The 20,252-nt window shown below is 57.2% G+C and carries 17 protein-coding genes; 8 read left to right on the top strand and 9 right to left on the bottom strand.

Annotation, left to right across the window (positions count from 1 at the left end; translation table 11 throughout):
• Positions 1-39: 39 nt before the first annotated feature.
• Positions 40-618, bottom strand: a complete 579-nt coding sequence (locus KP814_RS28575; protein ID WP_216739964.1) for a 3'-5' exonuclease — start codon at positions 616-618, stop codon at positions 40-42.
• 99 nt (positions 619-717) lie between these two features.
• Positions 718-1,554, bottom strand: a complete 837-nt coding sequence (gene panB / locus KP814_RS28570) for a 3-methyl-2-oxobutanoate hydroxymethyltransferase (protein WP_216739963.1) — start codon at positions 1,552-1,554, stop codon at positions 718-720.
• 339 nt (positions 1,555-1,893) lie between these two features.
• On the opposite strand from panB, the gene KP814_RS33270 reads away from it, so the two are divergent.
• The gene (locus KP814_RS33270) at positions 1,894-5,685 is read left to right on the top strand and encodes a response regulator (RefSeq protein WP_216739962.1); all 3,792 of its coding nucleotides are present in this window, start codon (positions 1,894-1,896) and stop codon (positions 5,683-5,685) included.
• A gap of 45 nt (positions 5,686-5,730) precedes the next feature.
• Here KP814_RS33270 and KP814_RS28560 read toward each other — a convergent pair whose 3' ends face one another.
• The 4 genes from KP814_RS28560 to KP814_RS28545 all read right to left on the bottom strand — a co-directional run bounded on the left by KP814_RS28560 (position 5,731) and on the right by KP814_RS28545 (position 9,989).
• On the bottom strand, positions 5,731-6,495 hold the full coding sequence (locus KP814_RS28560) for an SDR family oxidoreductase (RefSeq protein ID WP_216739961.1): 765 nt from the start codon (positions 6,493-6,495) through the stop codon (positions 5,731-5,733).
• 223 nt (positions 6,496-6,718) lie between these two features.
• A complete protein-coding gene (locus KP814_RS28555; RefSeq protein ID WP_216739960.1) occupies positions 6,719-8,386 on the bottom strand; it encodes a lytic polysaccharide monooxygenase in 1,668 nt (555 codons plus the stop codon).
• A 272-nt stretch (positions 8,387-8,658) separates the two neighbouring features.
• Positions 8,659-9,387: a carbonic anhydrase gene (locus tag KP814_RS28550; RefSeq protein ID WP_216739959.1), complete on the bottom strand. Its 729-nt coding sequence runs from the start codon at positions 9,385-9,387 to the stop codon at positions 8,659-8,661.
• Between the two features lie 134 nt (positions 9,388-9,521).
• A complete protein-coding gene (locus KP814_RS28545; protein WP_127968365.1) occupies positions 9,522-9,989 on the bottom strand; it encodes a thioredoxin family protein in 468 nt (155 codons plus the stop codon).
• 413 nt (positions 9,990-10,402) lie between these two features.
• Between KP814_RS28545 and KP814_RS28540 the strand changes: the two genes are divergently transcribed.
• The 7 genes from KP814_RS28540 to KP814_RS28510 all read left to right on the top strand — a co-directional run bounded on the left by KP814_RS28540 (position 10,403) and on the right by KP814_RS28510 (position 18,607).
• Positions 10,403-13,237: a monovalent cation/H+ antiporter subunit A gene (locus KP814_RS28540; RefSeq protein ID WP_216739958.1), complete on the top strand. Its 2,835-nt coding sequence runs from the start codon at positions 10,403-10,405 to the stop codon at positions 13,235-13,237.
• On the top strand, positions 13,238-13,603 hold the full coding sequence (locus tag KP814_RS28535; protein ID WP_216739957.1) for a Na+/H+ antiporter subunit C: 366 nt from the start codon (positions 13,238-13,240) through the stop codon (positions 13,601-13,603).
• A complete protein-coding gene (locus KP814_RS28530) occupies positions 13,603-15,108 on the top strand; it encodes a monovalent cation/H+ antiporter subunit D (RefSeq protein ID WP_216739981.1) in 1,506 nt (501 codons plus the stop codon). The genes KP814_RS28535 and KP814_RS28530 overlap by 1 nt, the downstream gene beginning before the upstream one ends.
• Complete coding sequence (locus KP814_RS28525) at positions 15,108-15,611, top strand: Na+/H+ antiporter subunit E (RefSeq protein ID WP_216739956.1); 504 nt, start codon at positions 15,108-15,110, stop codon at positions 15,609-15,611. The genes KP814_RS28530 and KP814_RS28525 overlap by 1 nt, the downstream gene beginning before the upstream one ends.
• Positions 15,605-15,874 (top strand): K+/H+ antiporter subunit F, encoded by a 270-nt coding sequence (locus KP814_RS28520; RefSeq protein WP_216739955.1) that lies wholly within the window; start codon positions 15,605-15,607, stop codon positions 15,872-15,874. The genes KP814_RS28525 and KP814_RS28520 overlap by 7 nt, the downstream gene beginning before the upstream one ends.
• Before the next feature lie 28 nt (positions 15,875-15,902).
• Positions 15,903-16,262: a Na+/H+ antiporter subunit G gene (locus KP814_RS28515; RefSeq protein ID WP_216739954.1), complete on the top strand. Its 360-nt coding sequence runs from the start codon at positions 15,903-15,905 to the stop codon at positions 16,260-16,262.
• Positions 16,263-16,411: 149 nt separating this feature from the next.
• Positions 16,412-18,607, top strand: a complete 2,196-nt coding sequence (locus tag KP814_RS28510) for a YgiQ family radical SAM protein (RefSeq protein ID WP_216739953.1) — start codon at positions 16,412-16,414, stop codon at positions 18,605-18,607.
• Positions 18,608-18,624: 17 nt separating this feature from the next.
• Here KP814_RS28510 and KP814_RS28505 read toward each other — a convergent pair whose 3' ends face one another.
• From KP814_RS28505 to KP814_RS28495, 3 genes are all read right to left on the bottom strand, one after another.
• Positions 18,625-19,209, bottom strand: a complete 585-nt coding sequence (locus tag KP814_RS28505) for a hypothetical protein (RefSeq protein WP_216739952.1) — start codon at positions 19,207-19,209, stop codon at positions 18,625-18,627.
• 146 nt (positions 19,210-19,355) lie between these two features.
• Positions 19,356-19,676 (bottom strand): hypothetical protein, encoded by a 321-nt coding sequence (locus tag KP814_RS28500; RefSeq protein ID WP_216739951.1) that lies wholly within the window; start codon positions 19,674-19,676, stop codon positions 19,356-19,358.
• A gap of 52 nt (positions 19,677-19,728) precedes the next feature.
• Positions 19,729-20,252 (bottom strand): Hpt domain-containing protein (locus KP814_RS28495; RefSeq protein ID WP_216739950.1); only part of this gene is annotated, 524 nt, incomplete at its 5' end.

Genomic DNA, 20,252 nt, shown 5'->3' with positions numbered 1-20,252 from the left:
TGTTTCACCTTTTCCCGACCCACTATTTTTCCTGATTCACTATTTTTCCTGAACGACTATTTTTGGTACGACTATATAAGGCATCAGTTTCGCCATATTGCGGGCGTCGTCGATACCTCTGTGATGACAGCCTTCCAGGGACAAACCGACAACGCGCAAGGCGCCCGCCATGCCATACTTTTTCTTGAGCCCTTGCGTCTCTGAGAACTGCTTCTTGATATTCAGATGCCCGCTGGCGAAGGGATAGGCGACCCGATGATATTGGCAATCCTGCTCGAACTGACCTTTATCGTAATCGCCCCAGGAGCAAAACAGATAATTGGGGTAATGTCGCATCCAGTCTTGCAGAGACTCAATCGCCTCCGGGTAAGTCGGCGCGTCATCGACTTGCGTTTGCTTGATTGTAGTCAGTTCACGACAGAAGTCCGTTAACTGCGGGTGTCGCACTGGCCGAATAAAGGTCTGGAACTCATCCACCACCGCCAGGGACGCGGCGTCCACCATCACTGCGCCAATTTCAATGGTTTCCATTTCCCTACGGGGAACGGAGCCCTGGTCGCAACAGGTGGCCTCAAGATCAATGATCAGGTAGTAATCCGGTTTTACAGGTAAATCCATTTTAATACTTCTTCAATAACTTCTAATGTCAGAGATAAAGCCGTCGCAGTCTCAACTGCGCGTACGGCGACGGCATTATCTTCGGATTTTCGCGAGGAGTCAGCCTCCTTCGCTGTTTTTGCGTACGCCAAAGCAATGTTCCATTGCCGGGAACTCGCCGGAGCGCACTTCATGAGCGTACCTGGAGAAGGCCTCTTTAATAGGCTGGCTCAAATCCACGTAGCGTTTGGCGAATTTGGGCGTATAGCCCGAAAACAGACCAAGTATATCCTCGGTCACCAACACTTGGCCATCGCACTCCGGCGAAGCTCCAATGCCGACGGTAGGAATGCTCACCGCCGCGGTGACTTTGCGCGCCGCCTCTTCAAACGCGCCTTCCACCAATAAGGCGAATGCGCCCGCGTCTTCAAAGGCCCGCCCCAGTTTAATGAACGCGTTGATTTCTTCCTCGGTGCGGATCTGCGCCTTGAAACCGCCCTGCACATTCGCGTGCTGCGGCGTCAGGCCAATATGGGGCATTACCGGGATACCCCGGCGCACCAGAAAATCGACGGTTTCCAGTAACTCCTCGCCACCTTCCATTTTCACGCCCTGCGCCTGGGTCTCCACTAAAACTCGGGCTGCATTGCGATAAGCCTGTTGCGGCGATTCCTGAAAAGTCCCAAATGGCATATCCACAATCACACAGGCTTTGCTGACACCCCGGGTCACCGCCGCGCCATGGTTGATCATCATGTCCAAAGTGACGGACATGGTGGAGTTAAAGCCGTAGGCCACCATGCCAGTGGAGTCGCCGACGATAATCAAGTCCACGAACTCATCCATCAGCTGCGCCATGGGCGTCGTGTAGGCGGTCAGGGAAACGATGCTTCCCCTGCCTTTCATCGACCGTATCTGCGGAATAGTGATGCGCTTTCTGTCAACGTGCGTGCTCATAAACCCTCCCAGGTCCGTCGCCTTTGCTTATTCAGTGTTTTCAGTTATTTGCATGGGATGGTTATTTTTATTTGGGCAAAACTATAACGAATTATTATGTTTTCCCCAATAACATCGACTATGTCGACGCAAGCATCGCAGTCATTGCGGAAGCGAGCCCGGCGATACATGCTAAGCTAGAATCTAAGGCTTGTTGACGATACAGAAACGCCATCAGGTCTGCGGCGAAGAAAGCGGTTCCCCGCGCGAACAAAGACAGTCTTCAGACATGAAAAACGCTGGACGGCCTGGCCGCCGGCGCCGAACTCAATGTAGCGGAAATCTTGGACGAAGCGATTTATGAACAGCCAGCCTGGGATAAAGGAAGGCGCAACTCTTGACCGCCCCATGCAGCAGCCCGATAGCAGCGGCCTCGGCAAGTCCAAGTGGCTGTATCGCTGCGCTGCGCTGATCATCACGGTTGGCGTCATCGCCGCCGGCTTTTATATCGACCGTCTCAACAACATTCGCCATGAGCAGGAAGTCCGCAACGACGTGCTAAGTCAGCTGGGGGTGGTGCGCGCGCGCCTGGAAGGGGCCATCAGCAGCAACATCCAAACTGTTCGTGGTCTGGTGGCGGCAATCAGCGTCGAACCGGACATGAACCAGGATCGTTTCACCGAGTTCGCACACCCCCTGTTCGATGGCCGCGCGCAATTACGCAACATCGGCGCAGCGCCGGATATGGTTATCCGGCTGATTTATCCGCTGCAAGGCAATGAAGGCGCCATTGGACTGGATTTGAGCGCAACGCCCGACCAGCGAGAGGCCGCCGAACAGGCGCGACATTCCGGCCAACCGCTGGTGACAGGCCCTGTCAAACTGGTGCAGGGCGGCTATGGATTTATCGGGCGCATTCCTGTTTTCACCTACTCCGAAAGCGGCAAAAAAGAACGCTTCTGGGGGCTGGTGTCCGCCGTTATTGACGTTGAAGAGCTATACAAAGCCAGCGGACTGACCAGCGCAGCACAGGGGCTGGATATCGCGATCCGCTCCGCCTACAACAACGACACGGACAGCGACGTATTCTATGGCGATCCAGAGATTTTTCACGCCAACCCGGTTACCGCGGAAGTCACGCTGCCCAACGGCGCCTGGCGTATCGGCGCCACGCCCCAGGGCGGTTGGCCGCAATTGGCGGAAGGCGCCATCGCACTGCGCATCAGCGTCCTCACAATCGGGCTGCTGATATTGACGCCGACGCTCCTGGTGTTCCGGCAGATACGCAAACGCCATGAAAATGAAATGTTACTGCGCAGCCTGTTTGACTTGTCTCCTTTGGGCATCGCCCTCAATGACTACAAAACCGGCGACTTCCTGGAGGTCAACAACGCATTACTGGGCCCGACGGGGTATACCCGCAAAGAGTTTCTCATGCTGAGTTACTGGGACATCACCCCCAAGGACTACGAAGAACTGGAGTCGCAACAATTGGAGCAACTCAGCATTCGCGGGCGCTACGGGCCCTACGAGAAAGAGTACATACGCAAAAGCGGCGATCGCTATCCGGTGCTGTTGAACGGCGTGCTGATTTCCGATACCCAGGGTCGGGAATATATCTGGTCGATCATCGAGGACATCTCCGAGCGCAAACAGGCGGAGGCGGCAAGTCGCGCCGCACGCCAGCAAATCGAACAATCCCAGAAGGAGTTGCAGAACTTCTTCGATCTCTCCACCAACTTCCTGTGCATCGCCAACACCGAAGGCTACTTCGAAAGAATCAACTTCACCTTCAGCAAAGTGTTGGGCTATTCGGAGAGAGAACTGCTGTCGGAACCCATCGTTCACTTCATACACCCTGACGATGTGGAAAGCACATTGCTGGAGCTGAAAAAGCTGGCCCGGGGCAAGCCCGCCATCTCTTTCGTCAATCGCTATCGCTGTTACAGCGGAGAAATCGTGACCCTGCTATGGAACGCCGCCTGCGATCCGGCTTCCGGCAAAATCTACGCTACGGCGGTGGACATAACCGCCCAACGCAATGCACAAATGGAGCTGACTGAGGCGAAAGAAGCCGCCGAAGCCGCCGCCCGCGCCAAGAGCGACTTTCTGGCGACCATGAGTCATGAGATTCGCACACCGATGAACGGCGTTTTGGGCATGCTTAATCTGGTGCTGCATTCCAAACTTGATTCGGAACAGCAGCGCAAGGTCAATATCGCCAAATCCAGCGCGGAGTCCTTACTGAGCCTGATCAACGACATCCTCGATTTCTCTAAAGTGGATGCGGGCAAACTGGAGCTGGAGCTTCTCGACTTCGACCTGCGCCATCATCTGGACGAGTTCGCCGGCACCATGGCTTTGCGGGCGCAGGAGAAAGAGCTGGAGCTGGTGCTGGATCAAAGCGCCGTCGAGCAATCCATGGTGCGGGGCGACCCCGGACGGCTGCGGCAGATCCTCACCAACCTGGTCAGCAACGCCATCAAATTCACTGCCGAGGGCGAAATCGTCATCCGCTGCCAGTTGCAGCCGGAAGAGGATCACCTGCTGTTGACCGTGTCCGTCACCGACACCGGGATCGGCATTCCCGCAGAGAAAATCGGCGGGCTGTTCGAACCCTTCACCCAGGTGGACGCCTCCACTACCCGTCAGTTCGGCGGCACCGGGTTGGGACTGGCTATTTGCAAGCGTCTCAGTGAGCTGATGGACGGCGGCATTACCGTCCATAGCGAACAAGGCAAAGGCAGCTGCTTCGAATTTTGCATCCGTCTGCAACGCAGCGAACTGACGCAACCGATTCTTCCCAAAGTGGATATGCGTGCGCTTTCCTTGCTGGTGGTGGACGATAACGCCGCCAATCGCGAAGTGCTCTGCGGACAGCTCAGGATGTGGGGCGCGCATGTGCTTGAAACCGCCAGCGGCGAAGAAGCGCTCGCCATGTGCGAGGCGAAAATCAATGGCTCTCCCGCCGTTTACGGGCGTCCCTTCGACATCGCCATTCTGGACATGCATATGCCGCAAATGGATGGCGCTATGCTGGGACGTGAACTCAAGGCCAACGCGGCTTACCGCAATATGGCGTTAGTAATGATGACCAGCATCGGCCACCGGGGCGATGCGCGTTATTTCGCAGAACTGGGTTTCAGCGCCTATCTGCCCAAGCCGGTTACCGTTGCGGAGTTGAGCGCCGCACTCTCCGTGGTGGCGGAAGGCGGCGATGCGTTGCGTCAGGCCAAGCCGCTGGTCACACGCCATTACGCGCGCTCCCTCCCCGCCAGTGACGCCGCAGAATCGGACACGGCGGAAACGCATCCGCCGATGCAATGGCCAGCGCACAGTCGCCTCTTGCTGGTGGAAGACAATCAGGTCAACCAGGAGGTGGCGCAACTGATGCTGGAGGAAATGGGACTGCCGGCGGATGTCGCAGGCAACGGCCTGGAGGCGTTGGCGGCCCTGCAAAGCGCGCTGGAGGAAGCGCCTTATAATTTAGTGCTGATGGATTGCCAGATGCCGGAAATGGACGGCTATGAAGCCACCCGTCAAATTCGCGCAGGGAAAGCCGGCGAGCATAACCGTCATATCCCCATTGTCGCCATGACCGCCAACGCCATGAAAGGCGATCGCGAAAAATGCCTCGCGTCGGGCATGGATGATTATCTCAGTAAGCCGATCAGCGCCAGCGGCTTGGAGGAAAAGCTCAAGCTCTGGCTGTTCCGCCGCTCCAGCGCCAGACCTGGCCTCCAGATATTAGGCGCCGCATCAGAAGAAGGGGCTGAGACGGATACCGTAGGTCAAGAGCCATTGCAGCTTTGGGATGAAAAAGCGGCGCTGGAAAGTCTGATGGGGAAACATGCGTTGTTGAGTCGCTTACTGGGCGGATTCTGCAGTCGGCTGCCGGAGCGTTTGGCGGCGCTGCAGGAAGCCATCAGCGAAAGCGATACCGGCAAAGTGGAGTTCATCGCCCACTCGATCAAAGGCGCGGCGGGGCAACTGCATGCGCAGCAATTACAGCACGCCGCCAGCGCATTAGAGAACGCCGCCAGCCTGGATGATATCGAAGAAGTTAACCGCCTGTTGCCGGGCTTTGTCTCCGCCAGTGAGCAACTGGCCCGGCATTTCGACCACTACCTCAACACCCGGCCGGTCAGTTAAGCCAAAGGAGGCGATATATAAACCACCGCCGATAAACCGTTGGTTCTATAGCCCGCCGGCTACGTCCAATATTGCTCCCGTGACATAGGACGCTTCCTCCGACAACAACCATAAAATCGCATTGGCCAGCTCTTCCGGCTGGCCGCCACGGCGCATGGGGATATTCGCTTTCACCCGATCCACGCGACCCGGCTCGCCGCCGTTGGCGTGGATTTCCGTGTATACCGATCCTGGCCGCACGCCATTGACTCTCACGCCTTCCTGCGCCAGCTCTTTCGCCAGGCCCACGGTCATAGTGTCTATCGCGCCCTTGGAAGCGGCGTAGTCGATGTATTCCCCTGGAGAGCCCAGTTTCGCCGCCGTGGAGGAGACATTCACAATCACGCCGCCGCAGCCACCATAGATCGTGGACATGCGTTTGATCGCTTCCCGCGAGCACAGAAAGTAGCTGACGACATTATTGCGGAAAATGCGCGTCAGCCGTTCGGCGTCCATATGATCCAGACGCATCTGCCGCTCCAGCACGCCGACATTATTAACCAGGGCGGTCACCTTCCCGAGTTCGCGATCCACCGTCGCAAACAAGGCCTGCACGCCCTCCTCCTGAGAAACGTCAGCCCGCACGGCGATCGCTTCGCCGCCGTTATTGCGAATCGCCGTCACCACTTGCTGCGCCGCATCATGGTTGTTCAGATAGTTCACGCACACCGCGTAACCACGAGCGCCCGCCAGCATCGCCGCCGCCGCGCCAATTCCTCTTCCTGCGCCAGTAATAATGACGACTTTTTTGCTGGTTGATGTAGCGGACATACTGCGACGACTCCTTAGTAAACGTTTCTCTTATCAACACGACAGACTAAAGAGTAACGTAAAAAGGCGTCCTCGCGGTCAAGCAAAAGGTCTGACTTTTCTTCGAAAGAGCCAATGCCTCTGAATTGTCAGAGGCATTGGTTTGGAGGTAATGATTTGGAGGCAATAAGTTAATAGGTAGTGGTTAAGAGATATTGCCGTTTAACAGGCTACTGTTAACACACTATTGCCCGCACTCACTCCCGTTAAGCTTAATGATCGCTGGAACGCTGGCTGAGGCGGCGCCTTTTTTGCCGATGAAGCCGAAGGTGGAGGTTCCTCCGTTAGCAGCCAAAGTTCCGTTCCATTGCGTCGCGGGAACCGCGGCGGTCACCCCGGCGCCATCAGCGCTGAAGTTAGCGTTCCAGCCATAGTCGAAGCTTTCGCCCGCCCCCAGTGTCCAGGCCAACTCGTAACCACGCACGGGATCGTCGCTGTTATTGGTGACAGTCACCACGGTATGGAATCCGCCATCCCACTCATTCACCACATCGTAGTCGACCGCGCAGTCCGCGGCGGGCTCATCGCCGCCTTTCTTCACTTGCAGATAGGCGTTCGCCACCGCCGCGTCGGTCTTGGCGTAGACCTTGTTCGCCACGGGGTCGCGCACCGGGCTCACCTCGCCATCCGCGTTCACCACGCCGACTTTGATTTCCGCTCCCGCCGCGTTGACCGCCTGCGCCAGCGCATAAGGCCATTCCGCCGCTGCAGAATCAGCGTCGCCCAGCGCCAAAGGCTGCGCCGGATAGTAAAGATCACGCCCGTCCTGCAGCACCACGCGTACACTGACCTTGTCGCCAGCGGCCAGATTCATTGGCTGCGCAGTGAGCGCGCCTAAGTCCAGCCATGGCGAAGAGCCCGCTGGCAGGTGCGTGATGGCGACGCTGGCGTCATCACTTTCGTCCGCATTGCTCACATGCAGAGAGATAGTGACGCGACCGGCGGTTTCCGGATTGGCCATACGCAAAGTAGCGATCTTCTGGCTGGCTCCTTCCAGTTCATAAAGCCCTGGGTTCTGCGACGATACGCTCCATTGATAAGACAAGCCCTCGCCTTGAGATTCGCCAGCGTCCAGACGCAGCTCCCCTGCGCCAGTAAACTCGCTGACATTCGGCGTCAGACCGATTTTTGCGAAAACGTTTTCACCATCTCCCGGATCAGTCCCGTCGAACACCACGTCCACGCATCCATGGAATCGCTCAAAGGTGTATTGATTACGTCCCCACTCCCCATAGATCACGTGTCGACCGCTACGCTCAGGAATATCGCAGGTCGTGCGGAAACGCGCGTTGCCTTTGTCCGGCTCCACATTGGGATTGGCGTCTGGGTTTTTGTCGTCATAGTTGAGAACGCAGAACGCCTCTTCTTCAAAGTCATCCCACGTCAGCGCACGCCCGGATTGAAACTGGAACCCTGGCTTGGTGATCCAGTAACGAAACTCTTCCGTGTCATCGAAGTGAGGACCCCAGGAAATATTCCAGGTAAAGGTTCTCGGACCTGGACTCATGTGGGAGGTAGGCCAGTCGATAGCGCTGTCCCAGGGAGTGACGCCGCCCTGCCAGGTTTCACTGCCGAAGCCACAGACGTGCTCAGGCAACGGGTCCACCACAGCGCGCCCCTGGGCGTGAGTCAACACGCTCATGAACTGGTAACCGCCCACCGGGTCCTGGGCGAAGGCGCCGCGGCATTCTTCGTATTCCGCTGTGCCATTGTCGATTTCATCGGGCTTGGTCACGGCGCCGCAATACCAGTTGCGGGAGGGCGGGTCTTCAATCAGGCCGTGGGCGTTAACGCCGCCAGCCAGGCATGCCAGCAATGCGCCGGCGGAGAGGGATCTACAGTTTCTGTTCATTGTTATTCCTTCCGTAAACTCATTATTTGGCGGTAATGGCGCGTGTCTTACGCGCTATAAGAAGCATAGCATTCAGATTTATGAATACGTTTTCATAATCCAAATTCACGATGAGCGGGTAAATCCCCCATACGCCCTAGAAAAATGGGGTGAGTTGTCAAGGAAGATGAAAGATGGGGGCCGCGAACTGGCGTTTGCTTTGGCCTGGGTCAGCCAGGTAAAAAACGGCAGGAAAAGCAGGCTCTATGGCAGAGCCTGCGCGAAGATAATGATCAATGCAGAATGACGCGGGCGTTTGTGCCCTGAACGGGACGGTTAGTTGGGCCGCCCATGGTTTCCGTGAACTGATTGATTTGCTCTTTGGAAGCCTTGCGGTAATCCTTCATCACCAGCCAACGTACGCCTTCGGAACAAGGCGGCGTGGTCAACGAGCCGTTAAAGCGATAGTAGCCCGAGTTCGCTGACACCATGTCGCCGGCGTGAACTTCAGTCGGCAGCGCTTTGGCGCCGCCCGCTTCCTTCGGCATATGCTCCCAGACTTTCGCCAAATGTTCGTTATGGTCGCCCTCTTCGTACAACACGGACAACACCGCTAACTCGCCTTTTTCATTAGCGTGCACAAAGTGCGCTTCCAGCGGAAAGCTCTTGCCGTCGACCGTATTCTCACTGGGAGCATGGAAGTGGAACTGCTTAAGTTCGAACTCCCGTCCTTCCACACTGGCTTTGCTGCCTGGCTTGTAATTCACCTGGATGGTATGGCCGTTGTTGACGACCTCATGGCCGCCACTGCTGTAGCTCATACCCACCGCAGGCAGTTCGCCTTTGATGAGGCCGCTGATATCCACCGGCGACTGATTTTTCCCGGCGGAGCACATGGTGTATTCCGGTTTCAGGTCTCCCCAGCGCTCGGGTTCATCATATCCCCAATGCGACTCGCCACTGGCCAATGCCTGCCCGCATGCGGTCACTCCAGCCAATACCCATATCAGACGTCTGATCATTTGCTTTTCTCCTTATTGACGAAAATGTGCAACCAGACACCGCTTAACTCGTTGTTTTCTGGCCCTTTATTTTTAGAGCATATTTACCTGTTTCTACGCCCGCACACAACCCGCAAGGCGAAACAGGGCGACGCTCATTGCTTCAACGTAGCCAGAAATTCAAAAAACTCAATAAACTTGTCTTTGCCCATACTACGCGCTGTGGCCAACTGTCCGCCCCGGGTGGCGAACAGCACTTTGTCATCGTTATCGGTGACGACAATGGAGGGAATGCCTTTCTCAATGGGATTGCCGTAGGTCTCGACAATATCCAGATTCTTGTCCCAGTCGCCGATATCGACTTTGACGACCTTGAAGTGTTTGCTGACCAGCGCGGCGATCTCTGCATCCTGCATGGCTTCATCGAAAACGCGACAATCCGGACACCAGTTGGCGCCGAAGGTCAGTAATATCAGCTTATGATCCTCGCTCGCAGCGGAGCGGGCGGCTTGAATATCGCGCCTGGCGTCGGCGCTTTCATCGTAGGGTAAAGGGCCCGCTGCGGCCGTGAAGGCCAGCAGGCCCAACAGCAGACAGACGCAATTCCTGATCAACGTGTGCATATTTCTCTCCTTGAAATGAGTGATGGCGATTAACGACTATTCAAAGTAGCGCAATAAGACGACTCTGCGCAGACGGAAAATAGTAACGTGGAGACGCCCGACATGTTAATAACCCTGCGCATCAATTCCCTGTCCAACGACAAGTCGCTAAAGACCGGTTTTGTCCTTCTCGAACAGCTAAAGGCTACAAAGCGATCCATCCACGGATAACAGTAGAATAATTGATCATCAGGCCCTCAGCTTTCGCCAGGATTGACGTTTTTTTCGCCTCAGCCCCGTCCCGACGCGCCGGAGAGACTATAATCCTGCCTTGAGCATTCCCTTTTGCAGTCAGACCTTTATAGTGTAAGGCCCCTGTCCGAATGCCCCGCGCCACACGGACAGGCAGGAAAAACAAAGGAGTACGTCTGCGGATGAGTTTGTATTTAATTCCACTGGCTCCCCTGTTGGGGGCGTTGGTTCCCTTATTCTCCGGACGCTCGGGCCGTAGCGCCCTGGCGCTCTCCGTCGCGTTGTTTCCAGCCTGGGCGCTGGTCTACATGCTGATCCAGGCGCAAGCCGTGCTGGATGGCGAAACCCTGCGCTTCGCGGTGGACTGGATACCCGCCATCGGGCTACAACTGGCTTTCCGTCTGGATGGACTCGGCCTGCTATTCTGCTTGCTGATACTGATCATCGGATTGCTGGTGATTCTGTATGCGCGCTACTACCTTTCCGAACAGGAAAACATGGGGCGGTTTTACTCCTACCTGCTTCTGTTTATGACGGCGATGCTCGGCATCGTGCTGTCCAATAACCTGTTGCAGCTCTGGCTGTTCTGGGAACTCACCAGCATCAGCTCATTCCTGCTGATCAGTTTCTGGTCCCACAAAAGCGACGCCCGTAAAGGCGCGCGCATGGCGCTGGCCATCACGGGAGCCGGAGGACTCGCGTTACTGGCGGGGCTGTTGCTGATCGGAAATATGGTCGGCGACTACAGTCTGGACACCGTCTTGGCGAATGGCGCGTTGATCAAGGCGAACCCCGCTTATCCGGTCGCCCTAGTTTTGCTATTGCTGGGCGCGTTTACCAAATCCGCCCAGTTTCCATTTCATTTCTGGCTGCCTCACGCCATGGCGGCGCCGACGCCGGTCAGCGCGTATCTGCACTCCGCCACCATGGTAAAAGCCGGCATTTTCCTGCTGGCGCGGTTCTATCCGGCCATGTCCGGCACTGACATGTGGTTCCTCGCCGTCAGCATGACCGGATTGATTACTCTTCTCTACGGCGCCTTCACCGCGTTGTTCCAGCACGATCTGAAAGGGTTGTTGGCCTACTCCACCATCAGCCACCTGGGACTGATCACCCTGCTGTTGGGTATGAATACCCGTTTGGCGGCAGTGGCGGCGGTATTCCATATTATCAACCACGCCACCTTTAAGGCCTCGCTGTTTATGGCGGCGGGCATCATCGATCATGAGTCCGGTTCTCGCGATATGCGCAAGCTCAACGGCTTGTGGAAATACATGCCGCATACGGCGGCGCTGGCTATGGTGGCGGCGTCCTCCATGGCGGGCGTGCCGTTGCTGAACGGTTTCCTGTCCAAGGAAATGTTCTTTGCGGAGACCCTGGATCAAAGCACCCTGGGCGGGCTGTCCTGGGTCATTCCCGTTCTCGCCACTGTCGGCGGCGCGTTTTCCGTGGCCTATTCGCTGCGTTTTATTCACGACGTTTTCTTCAATGGCGATCCCATTGATTTGCCGCGGACGCCTCACGAGCCGCCTCGTTACATGAAGGTTCCGGTGGAAATTCTGGTGGCGCTCTGTCTGCTGGTTGGCGTGTTCCCCAACTATGTTGTCAACAGCCTGCTGAACGCCGCTTCGGCCGCGGTGCTCAATGGGCGCCTACCGGAATACAGTCTCGCCATCTGGCATGGCTTCAACATTCCCATGCTGATGAGTCTGGCGGCCATGGCTGGCGGCCTCTACATCTATTACAACCGGCGCATGCTGTTTCAGTTTCATGCCCAGTTTCCCCAGCACGACGCCAAACAGATCTTCGAAGGCGCGGTGCAATACGTCGCCAAGCAGTGCGAGCGCATTATCGACGCGCTGGAGAACGGTTCACTGCAGCGCTACGTGTTTTTGCTGCTGCTGTTCGCGTTGATGTTTATGGCCGGTCCTTTGCTGGATTTACACCACAGCGCCGGCTCCCGCCCGCAACTGGAACTCAACGGCGTAGTGCTGACAGGAGCCATCCTGCTGAGCCTGAGCGCAGTGGCGACAGTAATCTGGGCGCGGCGACGCTTTATCGCCTTGTTGTCGCTGTCCGTGACGGGGCTGATCGTTTCCATCGCCTTCGCCTACTTCTCCGCGCCGGACCTGGCGTTGACACAGCTGTCCGTTGAGATCATCACCGTCATACTGCTGATGCTGGCGCTGTTCTTCCTGCCGCAGACCACCCTCAAAGAATCGAGCCCCAACCGGCTGACCCGCGACCTCAGTCTTGCGGCGCTAATAGGCGGCGTGGTCGGAAGCATCAGCTATGCACTGATGACGCGTCCATTGTTGAGCATTTCCGATTACTACCTGACTCACAGCAAAACCGGAGGCGGCGGCGATAATGTGGTCAACGTCATCCTGGTGGATTTCCGCGGCTTCGACACCCTGGGGGAAATCACCGTGCTGGGCATCGCCGCCCTGGGAATATACAAGCTGATCGCCGGCATGCGTCTGTACATGCCAGCGGGAGATGACAGCGGTCGTCCCTGGAGCCAGGACCGTCACCCGATGATCCTGGCCCTGGTGTCGCAAAACCTGCTGCCCCTGGCGCTGCTGGTGTCGGTTTACATCCTGCTGCGCGGCCATAACCTGCCCGGCGGCGGCTTCATCGCCGGTTTGATCACCTCAGTGGCGATTATCCAGCAATACATCGCCCATGGCGTGGACTGGATCAAACACCGCGTACGCATCAACTATCAGGCTCTGATCGCCGGCGGCGTGCTGCTGGCGGCCCTTACCGGCGCCGGCGCCTGGGCGTTCGACCGTCCCTTCCTGACCAGCTGGTTCGATCATTTTCATCTGCCCTGGATCGGCGACTTCGAACTCGCCAGCGCCATGCTGTTTGACCTTGGCGTCTATTTGACTGTGGTGGGCGCCGCCATGCTGATTCTGGCGAATCTGGGCAAGCTCACCACCAGCGAGCGCCCGGCTTTTGAAAACGGCGACGCCCCGCGCGCGCCTGCGACGCATCACAAAGAGGAGTTTTAAATGGAAGGCGTTTACGCATTCTGTGTCGGCCTGCTGACGGCCTGCGGCGTATTCTTATGCCTGCGCGGACGCACCTTTTCTGTAGTGCTTGGGCTGACGCTGCTGTCCTACGCCGTCAACCTGTTCCTGTTCGCCAGCGGGCGCCTCGCCCTGTACGGCGCAGCGGTCCTGGGCTCCACTGAAAAATATGGCGACCCTCTGCCACAGGCCCTGGTGCTGACCGCCATCGTCATCGGCTTCGCCATGACCGCCTTCCTGGTCATCCTGGCGATGCGTTCGCGGGCGGACCTGGGCAATGATCATGTGGACGGACGCATTCCCTCAGAGCCTTCTCTGGTGCAAAGACGCACGGGGAGAAAAGGATGATGCAGCATTTGCCAATCCTTCCTATCGTCATTCCCTTGCTGGCGGGCGTCCTGTTATTGCTGCCCCCGCTCTGCCACTCCCTACCCAGACAGCGTTTCATCGCCGTCGCAGTAAATCTGGCGCTGATCGTTACGGCGGTCATGCTGCTACAACGGACGCATCTGGAAGGCGCTCTCACCTACGCATTGGGAGACTGGCCGTCGCCCTTCGGCATTGTGCTGGTGGCGGACCGTATTTCCGCTCTGTTGACGCTGCTCACCTCTTTGCTGGGTCTGGGCGCATTGTTGTACGCCTGCGCCGGCGACGACAAAAACGGCATGTATTTTCACCCGCTGTTTATGTTCCAGCTCATGGGCGTCAACGGCGCGTTTCTGACCGGTGATATTTTCAATCTGTTCGTTTTCTTTGAAGTGCTGCTCATCGCTTCCTATGCCTTGCTGATCCATGGCGGCGGCAAGCAGAAAACCCGGGCGGCGGTGCACTACGTGATTATTAACCTGGTGGGCTCCTGTCTGTTCCTGTTCGCGCTGGGAACGCTTTATGGCGTCCTGGGCACGCTCAATATCGCGGATATGGCCGCCAAGGCCACGCTATTGGGACCGGATGAACAACCGCTGGCGAAAGCGGGCGGGCTGCTGTTATTGGCGGTGTTCGGCTTGAAGGCGGCGTTGCTGCCGTTCTATTTCTGGTTGCCGCGTTCGTACTCCTCCGCCTCGGCGCCAGTGGCCGCCTTGTTCGCCATCATGACCAAGGTGGGCGCATACAGCATTCTGCGCATCCACACGACGATTTTCGGCGCCGGCGCCGGAGCGTTGGCGGAAATCGCCACCCCATGGCTGCAGCCTCTGGCGTTGCTGACGCTGATCATCGGTTCCATCGGCGCACTCGCCAGCCCCAGTTTACGCACGTTAACCGCCAACCTGACACTGGTCTCCATGGGCATTCTGCTGACCGCCATCGCCCTGCAGCGCGCTGACGCCACTGCAGCGGCGCTGTACTACACCATTCACACCACTCTGGTTACCGGCGCGCTGTTCCTGTTGGCGGACATGATCGGTCGACAGCGCGGCAAGGCGGAGGACCGCTTCGTCGCCTCACGGCGTATGCAGCGTCCGGTTGCTTTGGGCGTCGCCTTTATTATCGCCGCCGTCGCCGCCACTGGCGCGCCGCCATTGTCCGGTTTCGTCGGTAAAGTGCTGCTGTTGCAGGCCACAGAAGGCGCCGTGGAAACGAGTTTAATTTGGCCTATCGTGCTGATCAGCGGACTGGCGGCGATTATCGCCCTGTCCCGCGCCGGCTCGTCCCTGTTCTGGCGTCACAGCGAAGATGCGCCTGTGGCGGAGCCGACGCCGGCGCTAAGGATAATCGCGGTCTATCTGCTGCTGGCGGCCTCGCCTCTGCTGGTCGTGTTCGGCGGACCGATTACCGAATTTACTGACGCCGCCGCAACGCAATTGCATGACTCAGCCGCCTTGAGCGGCATGATGCAACAAGGAGGCTCCTGATGGTTAACCGCTTACGCCTGTTCTGGTTTCCCTCGCCCTGGCTCAGCCTGCTGTTGTTTGTCGCCTGGTTGATGCTCAACAACAGCGCGGCGCCGGGTCACTTGGTGTTGGGAGCCTTGTTGGCGATCGCGATTCCAAGACTGACCGCCCGACTTGGCGACCCACAGCCCACCATGAAACGGCCTGTCCTGGCGATCCGCTATGTTCTACGCGTGCTGGGCGATATTATTCGCGACAACTTCCGCGTCGCCCTGTTGATCATGGGGCCGAATCAGCGTTTGCAGCCTGCTTTCGTGGCTTTGCCGCTGGAGCTGCACGAACCGCTTCCCCTCACCATTCTCGCCGGTACCATCTCGTTGACCCCTGGCACCGTCAGCGTGGAGATCTCCGATGATAAGCTTTGGCTCTATATCCACACCTTGCACCTGGACGACGAGGCCGAGCTGATTGCGCATATCAAAGGCCGTTACGAAGCCGCCTTGAAGGAGATATTCGAATGCTGAATCTGGCTCTGCAAATCGCCATCGGCATGGTTTCCATCGCCATGCTTTTCAACCTGTGGCGTCTGCTGCTGGGCCCGGAACCCGCCGATCGGATTCTGGCCCTGGAAACCATGTACCTGAACAGCATGGCGTTGATTATTTTGTTTGGACTCTGGCAAGGCGCCGCCCTGTTCTTCGAAGCCGCGCTGCTGGTGGCCATGCTCGGCTTCGCCAGCACGGCGGCGTTATGCAAGTTTCTTCTGCGCGGCGACATCATCGAATGACGCCGGAAAAGAATGTGAGAGTACTGATATGAGCTTTACGGTAGAACTGATTATCTGCGCTTTGGTCCTGCTTGGAGGCCTTTTCGCCCTGCTGGGCTCCATTGGCGTATTGAAGATGAGCGACTTTTATACCCGTCTACATGCGCCGACTCTGGCCGCGACAGTGGGCATGGGATCGCTGTTGATCGCCTCCATCATCGCCTTCACTGTGCGTGAGCAGCGCCTTTCCGCCCATGAACTGCTGATCACCCTGTTTGTGATGATCACTGCGCCCGTCACCGCGCATATGCTGGCGAAAGTTGCGCTGCACCAACGCCAGCAGTCGGTCGCGAACACCCGGAATAAGGCGCTGACCGAAAAGATACGCAAGCGCCTGCCGCCGGAGTAAACAAGCTAAGAGATAGACTCCGTTACAACCCTATAATGCCCGGTCGAAGGGGAATTATTCTCCGCGCCGGGTCTCCGCTATCGCGTCCGCCGGAATAATCGAGTAAAATACTCGGCCATTTTTTAATCAACCCTCCCGGTGAGTTCTGTATGCACGCGGCGCGTCCTCTGTTTTCCTATCAACGCTATTGGGCTGAATGCTTCGGCACGGCGGAATTTCTGCCGATGTCACGCAAGGAGATGGAGGCGCAGGGCTGGGACAGCTGCGACATTATCATCATCAGCGGCGACGCCTATGTCGATCACCCCAGCTTCGGCATGGCGGTAATTGGGCGTCTGTGGGAATCCCATGGTTTCCGCGTCGGCATCATTGCGCAGCCGGACTGGTCCTCGAAAGACGCCTTCATGGCGTTGGGCAAACCCAACCTGTTCTACGCTGTGTCCGCCGGCAACATGGACTCCATGATCAACCGCTACACTGCTGACCGCAAACTGCGTCATGACGACGCCTACACGCCCAATAACGAAGGCGGCAAACGTCCAGACCGCGCCGTACTGGTGTACACCCAGCGCTGTAAAGAAGCTTACAGCGATGTGCCGGTGCTGGTCGGCGGCATCGAAGCCAGTCTGCGCCGCATCGCTCATTATGATTACTGGTCGGACAAAGTGCGCCGCTCGGTTCTGTTCGACTCCAAGGCCGACCTGCTGGTCTACGGCAATGCGGAGAGAGCGGTGGTGGAAATCGCCCATCGCGCCGCCGCCGGCGAACAAATGAAAGACATGACCAATATCCGCGGCACCGCGTGCGTATTGTCTGAACTTCCCCACGACTGGGAAATGAAGGACTCCACTCGCATCGACAAGCCCGGCAGAGTCGATCCGCTGCCCAATCCTTATGTGTACGCCAATGAGGAAGGAACGGAAGAAGGCTGCAGCTCCAAGCAGGCCGTCGCTAATGAGCCGGAAGAGCAAGTGGTGCATATTCTGCCTCCCAGCGGCGGCCACAAGCGCTTTATTCAACTGCCCTCCTACGAGAAAGTACGCAACGACCCTGTTCTGTACGCGCATACGTCCCGCGTGCTGCACCTGGAAACCAACCCGGCCAACGCCCACACGCTGGCGCAGAAGCATGGCGACCGTTACCTGTGGATGAACCCGCCGGCGATTCCCCTGCAGACCAAGGAACTGGATGACGTTTTCGAATTGCCTTTCCAGCGCATTCCTCATCCTGCGTATGGCAAGGCGCGCATTCCTGCTTACGACATGATCCGCTTCTCCGTGAACATCATGCGCGGCTGTTTCGGCGGTTGCTCCTTCTGCTCCATCACCGAGCATGAAGGACGCTGGATTCAAAGCCGCTCTCAGGATTCCGTCATCCGCGAGATCGAGAACATCCGCGACAAGACGCCTGGCTTTACCGGCACTATCTCCGACCTGGGCGGCCCGACCGCCAATATGTATCACCTCAACTGTAAGAGCGAGGAGATTCACGCCAACTGCCGTCGCTTGTCCTGTGTTTATCCGACGATCTGTAAGAACCTGAAAACCGATCATTCGGAGACCACGCAGCTGTACCGCCGCGCCCGCGCCCTGCCTGGCGTCAAGAGAGTAATGATCGCCTCCGGCTTACGCTATGACCTGGCGGTGGAAGACCCTGAATACGTACGCGAGCTGGTGACTCACCATGTCGGCGGCTATCTGAAAATCGCACCGGAGCATTCTGAGGAAGCGCCCCTGTCGAAAATGATGAAGCCTGGCATGGGCACCTACTACAAGTTCAAGGAGATGTTCGAACGCTTCTCCAAAGAAGCGGGTAAAGAACAGTATCTGATTCCCTACTTCATCGCCGCCCACCCAGGCACCACGGATGAAGACATGCTGAATCTGGCGATGTGGCTGAAGGAAAACGGCTTCCGCGCCGATCAGGTGCAGGCGTTCTATCCTTCTCCGATGGCCAGCGCCACCGCCATGTATCACTCTGAGCGCGATCCCTTGCACCGCATCAACTATAAGACGGACAAGGTATACATCCCGAAAGGCGAACGGCAGCGCCGTCTGCATAAGGCGTTTCTGCGCTATCACGATCCGGACAACTGGCCCATGCTCAGGGAAGCCCTGCAGCGTATGGGCAAGGCGCATTTGATTGGCTACGGCAAGAAGCACCTGGTGCCGCCGACGCAGCCAGCGAATCACCCCAGCGCCAAAAAGTACGGCTCCAAGCTGAATCCGCAAGGCGGACAGCCGCGCAAAGGCCGGGTTCTAACCCAGCACACTGGCCTGCCTCCCCGTCAGGGCGCCGGGCCCAAGCGCGGAAAACCTGCTGGACGCTCGCCGGCGAAAGGCTGATAACAGCATATCTGGCTTCAGATGACGTCCGTCGTCTGAAGCTTTTCTTCAGCCTCAGCACTCGGGCTTAATCCACTTTTTTCCTTGCCCATTTCCCTCGTCCTTACGCCTTTACGATTTTCTTTACCGCTCTCCCAGACACCGCAGATAACCCCCAGAACAATGCTGGTCGGCAGAACCATATACGGCATAACAAACTTCATTTGAGGCGACAGAGGAAAAAGCAGAAAGAACACGCCGTAGTCGATCAAAGCGACGACCATACTGATCAGCGTGATATGCAGAACCACCGTCTTTCTCGAATATTCCTTAAAGTAGGTCCACAGGAAATATCGACTGATCGCTACAGAAAATAAGACTGAATAGATGACAAGAGGGAAGATGCCAGGCGGCAGCTCCTCAAACCCCAAAAAGGCCACCAAGTAACCCACTATGGTGGAAACAAGAATTAAACCTAAATAGACTCCCAGCGTTTCAACGCCCTTGGCCAGGATGGAGTCAGGAGACTTAGTCACCCCTATTACGAAAACAACCGTGATCAAGGAAAACGCGCTTAAAAACGGTCCTGTGATAAGCGTGAACAGCAATACTCGTAGGTTCATATGATCCTTGCGCTACTGGCGGCTGTTAGTCCTGTGCGTCGACAGCCGCTCGATTAAATCCGAGCGGCATTATGCGCATATAGACTCTCGGCCGCCAGAGCGGGAGCAGGAAGGCGAGCTGTCAGTCCTCCTTATATAAAACTGACTCAATCCTTTTTAAGTTCATAGGTGAAGCCCGCCATATCCGCCGTCATCGTGTCGCCATCGAAAGTCAGCACTTTGATTTTGGCGTAGCCCAGGTCAATGGTTTGTCCTTTCACCGTGAAAGCGTCGGGAGAAATACGCCGTCCGCCCAGGTTCTGATAGAAGTTATCGCCCTCGAATTCCCACTTGTCATTCTCGTCGTCAGACTCGCCGTTCATGGACAGAATCAACCAGCTTCCCTGCAAGGCCTGCTTGCTCAGCTCCGCCGCTTGCGCGCCTATCGCGAACAACGCCAGTGCAGTAAATATGACAATTCTTTTCATTGCTTGCGTTTCCATTACCCATTGAAAGGACTTAAGCATAGTCGAAAGAGCGTTAACCGACGTCACGACGTTGCAACAACTCTTCCGCCTCCGCGTACGCCGCCTTGATGTGAAGCCTGAGCTGCTCCAGCAACGCCTGATAGCGAGCGTCGTCGCGCTGCCCCCCTTTAACCAACTGTTCCAGCTCCGCCGCCAGCTCAGACACTCTGTTGGCCCCCACTGTGGAGGACATGCCTTTGAGACTGTGATAATTCCGCCGGGTCTCCTCGGGGTCCGAAGGCCATTGCGCGGGATACAGCTCCATCAATTTCGGCGCGTCGCGCAGAAACAGCTGAATGGCGCGGCAGTATATCCCCCAGTTGTCGCTCATCCGCGCCAGTGCGCAAGCGGAGTCTATGGCGCCGCTGGTCTCGATGGCGCAACCAGCGGTTTCCTGTGGGACAGTCTCCGTTTCTGGCTGAGCTTCCATTACCGATTCCATTTCTTTTACTGTTTCCTCTTTCGCTTCCGCCTCAGGCGCAGCGGTAGCTGGCGTTGGCGTTGGCGTTGGCGTTGGCGTTGGCGTTGGCGTTGGCG

Source organism: Hahella sp. HN01, assembly GCF_018986435.1.
GTDB lineage: Bacteria > Pseudomonadota > Gammaproteobacteria > Pseudomonadales > Oleiphilaceae > Hahella.
The sequence above is the reverse complement of the archived record's forward strand: the minus strand, read 5'-3'. Positions and strand labels throughout refer to the sequence as shown.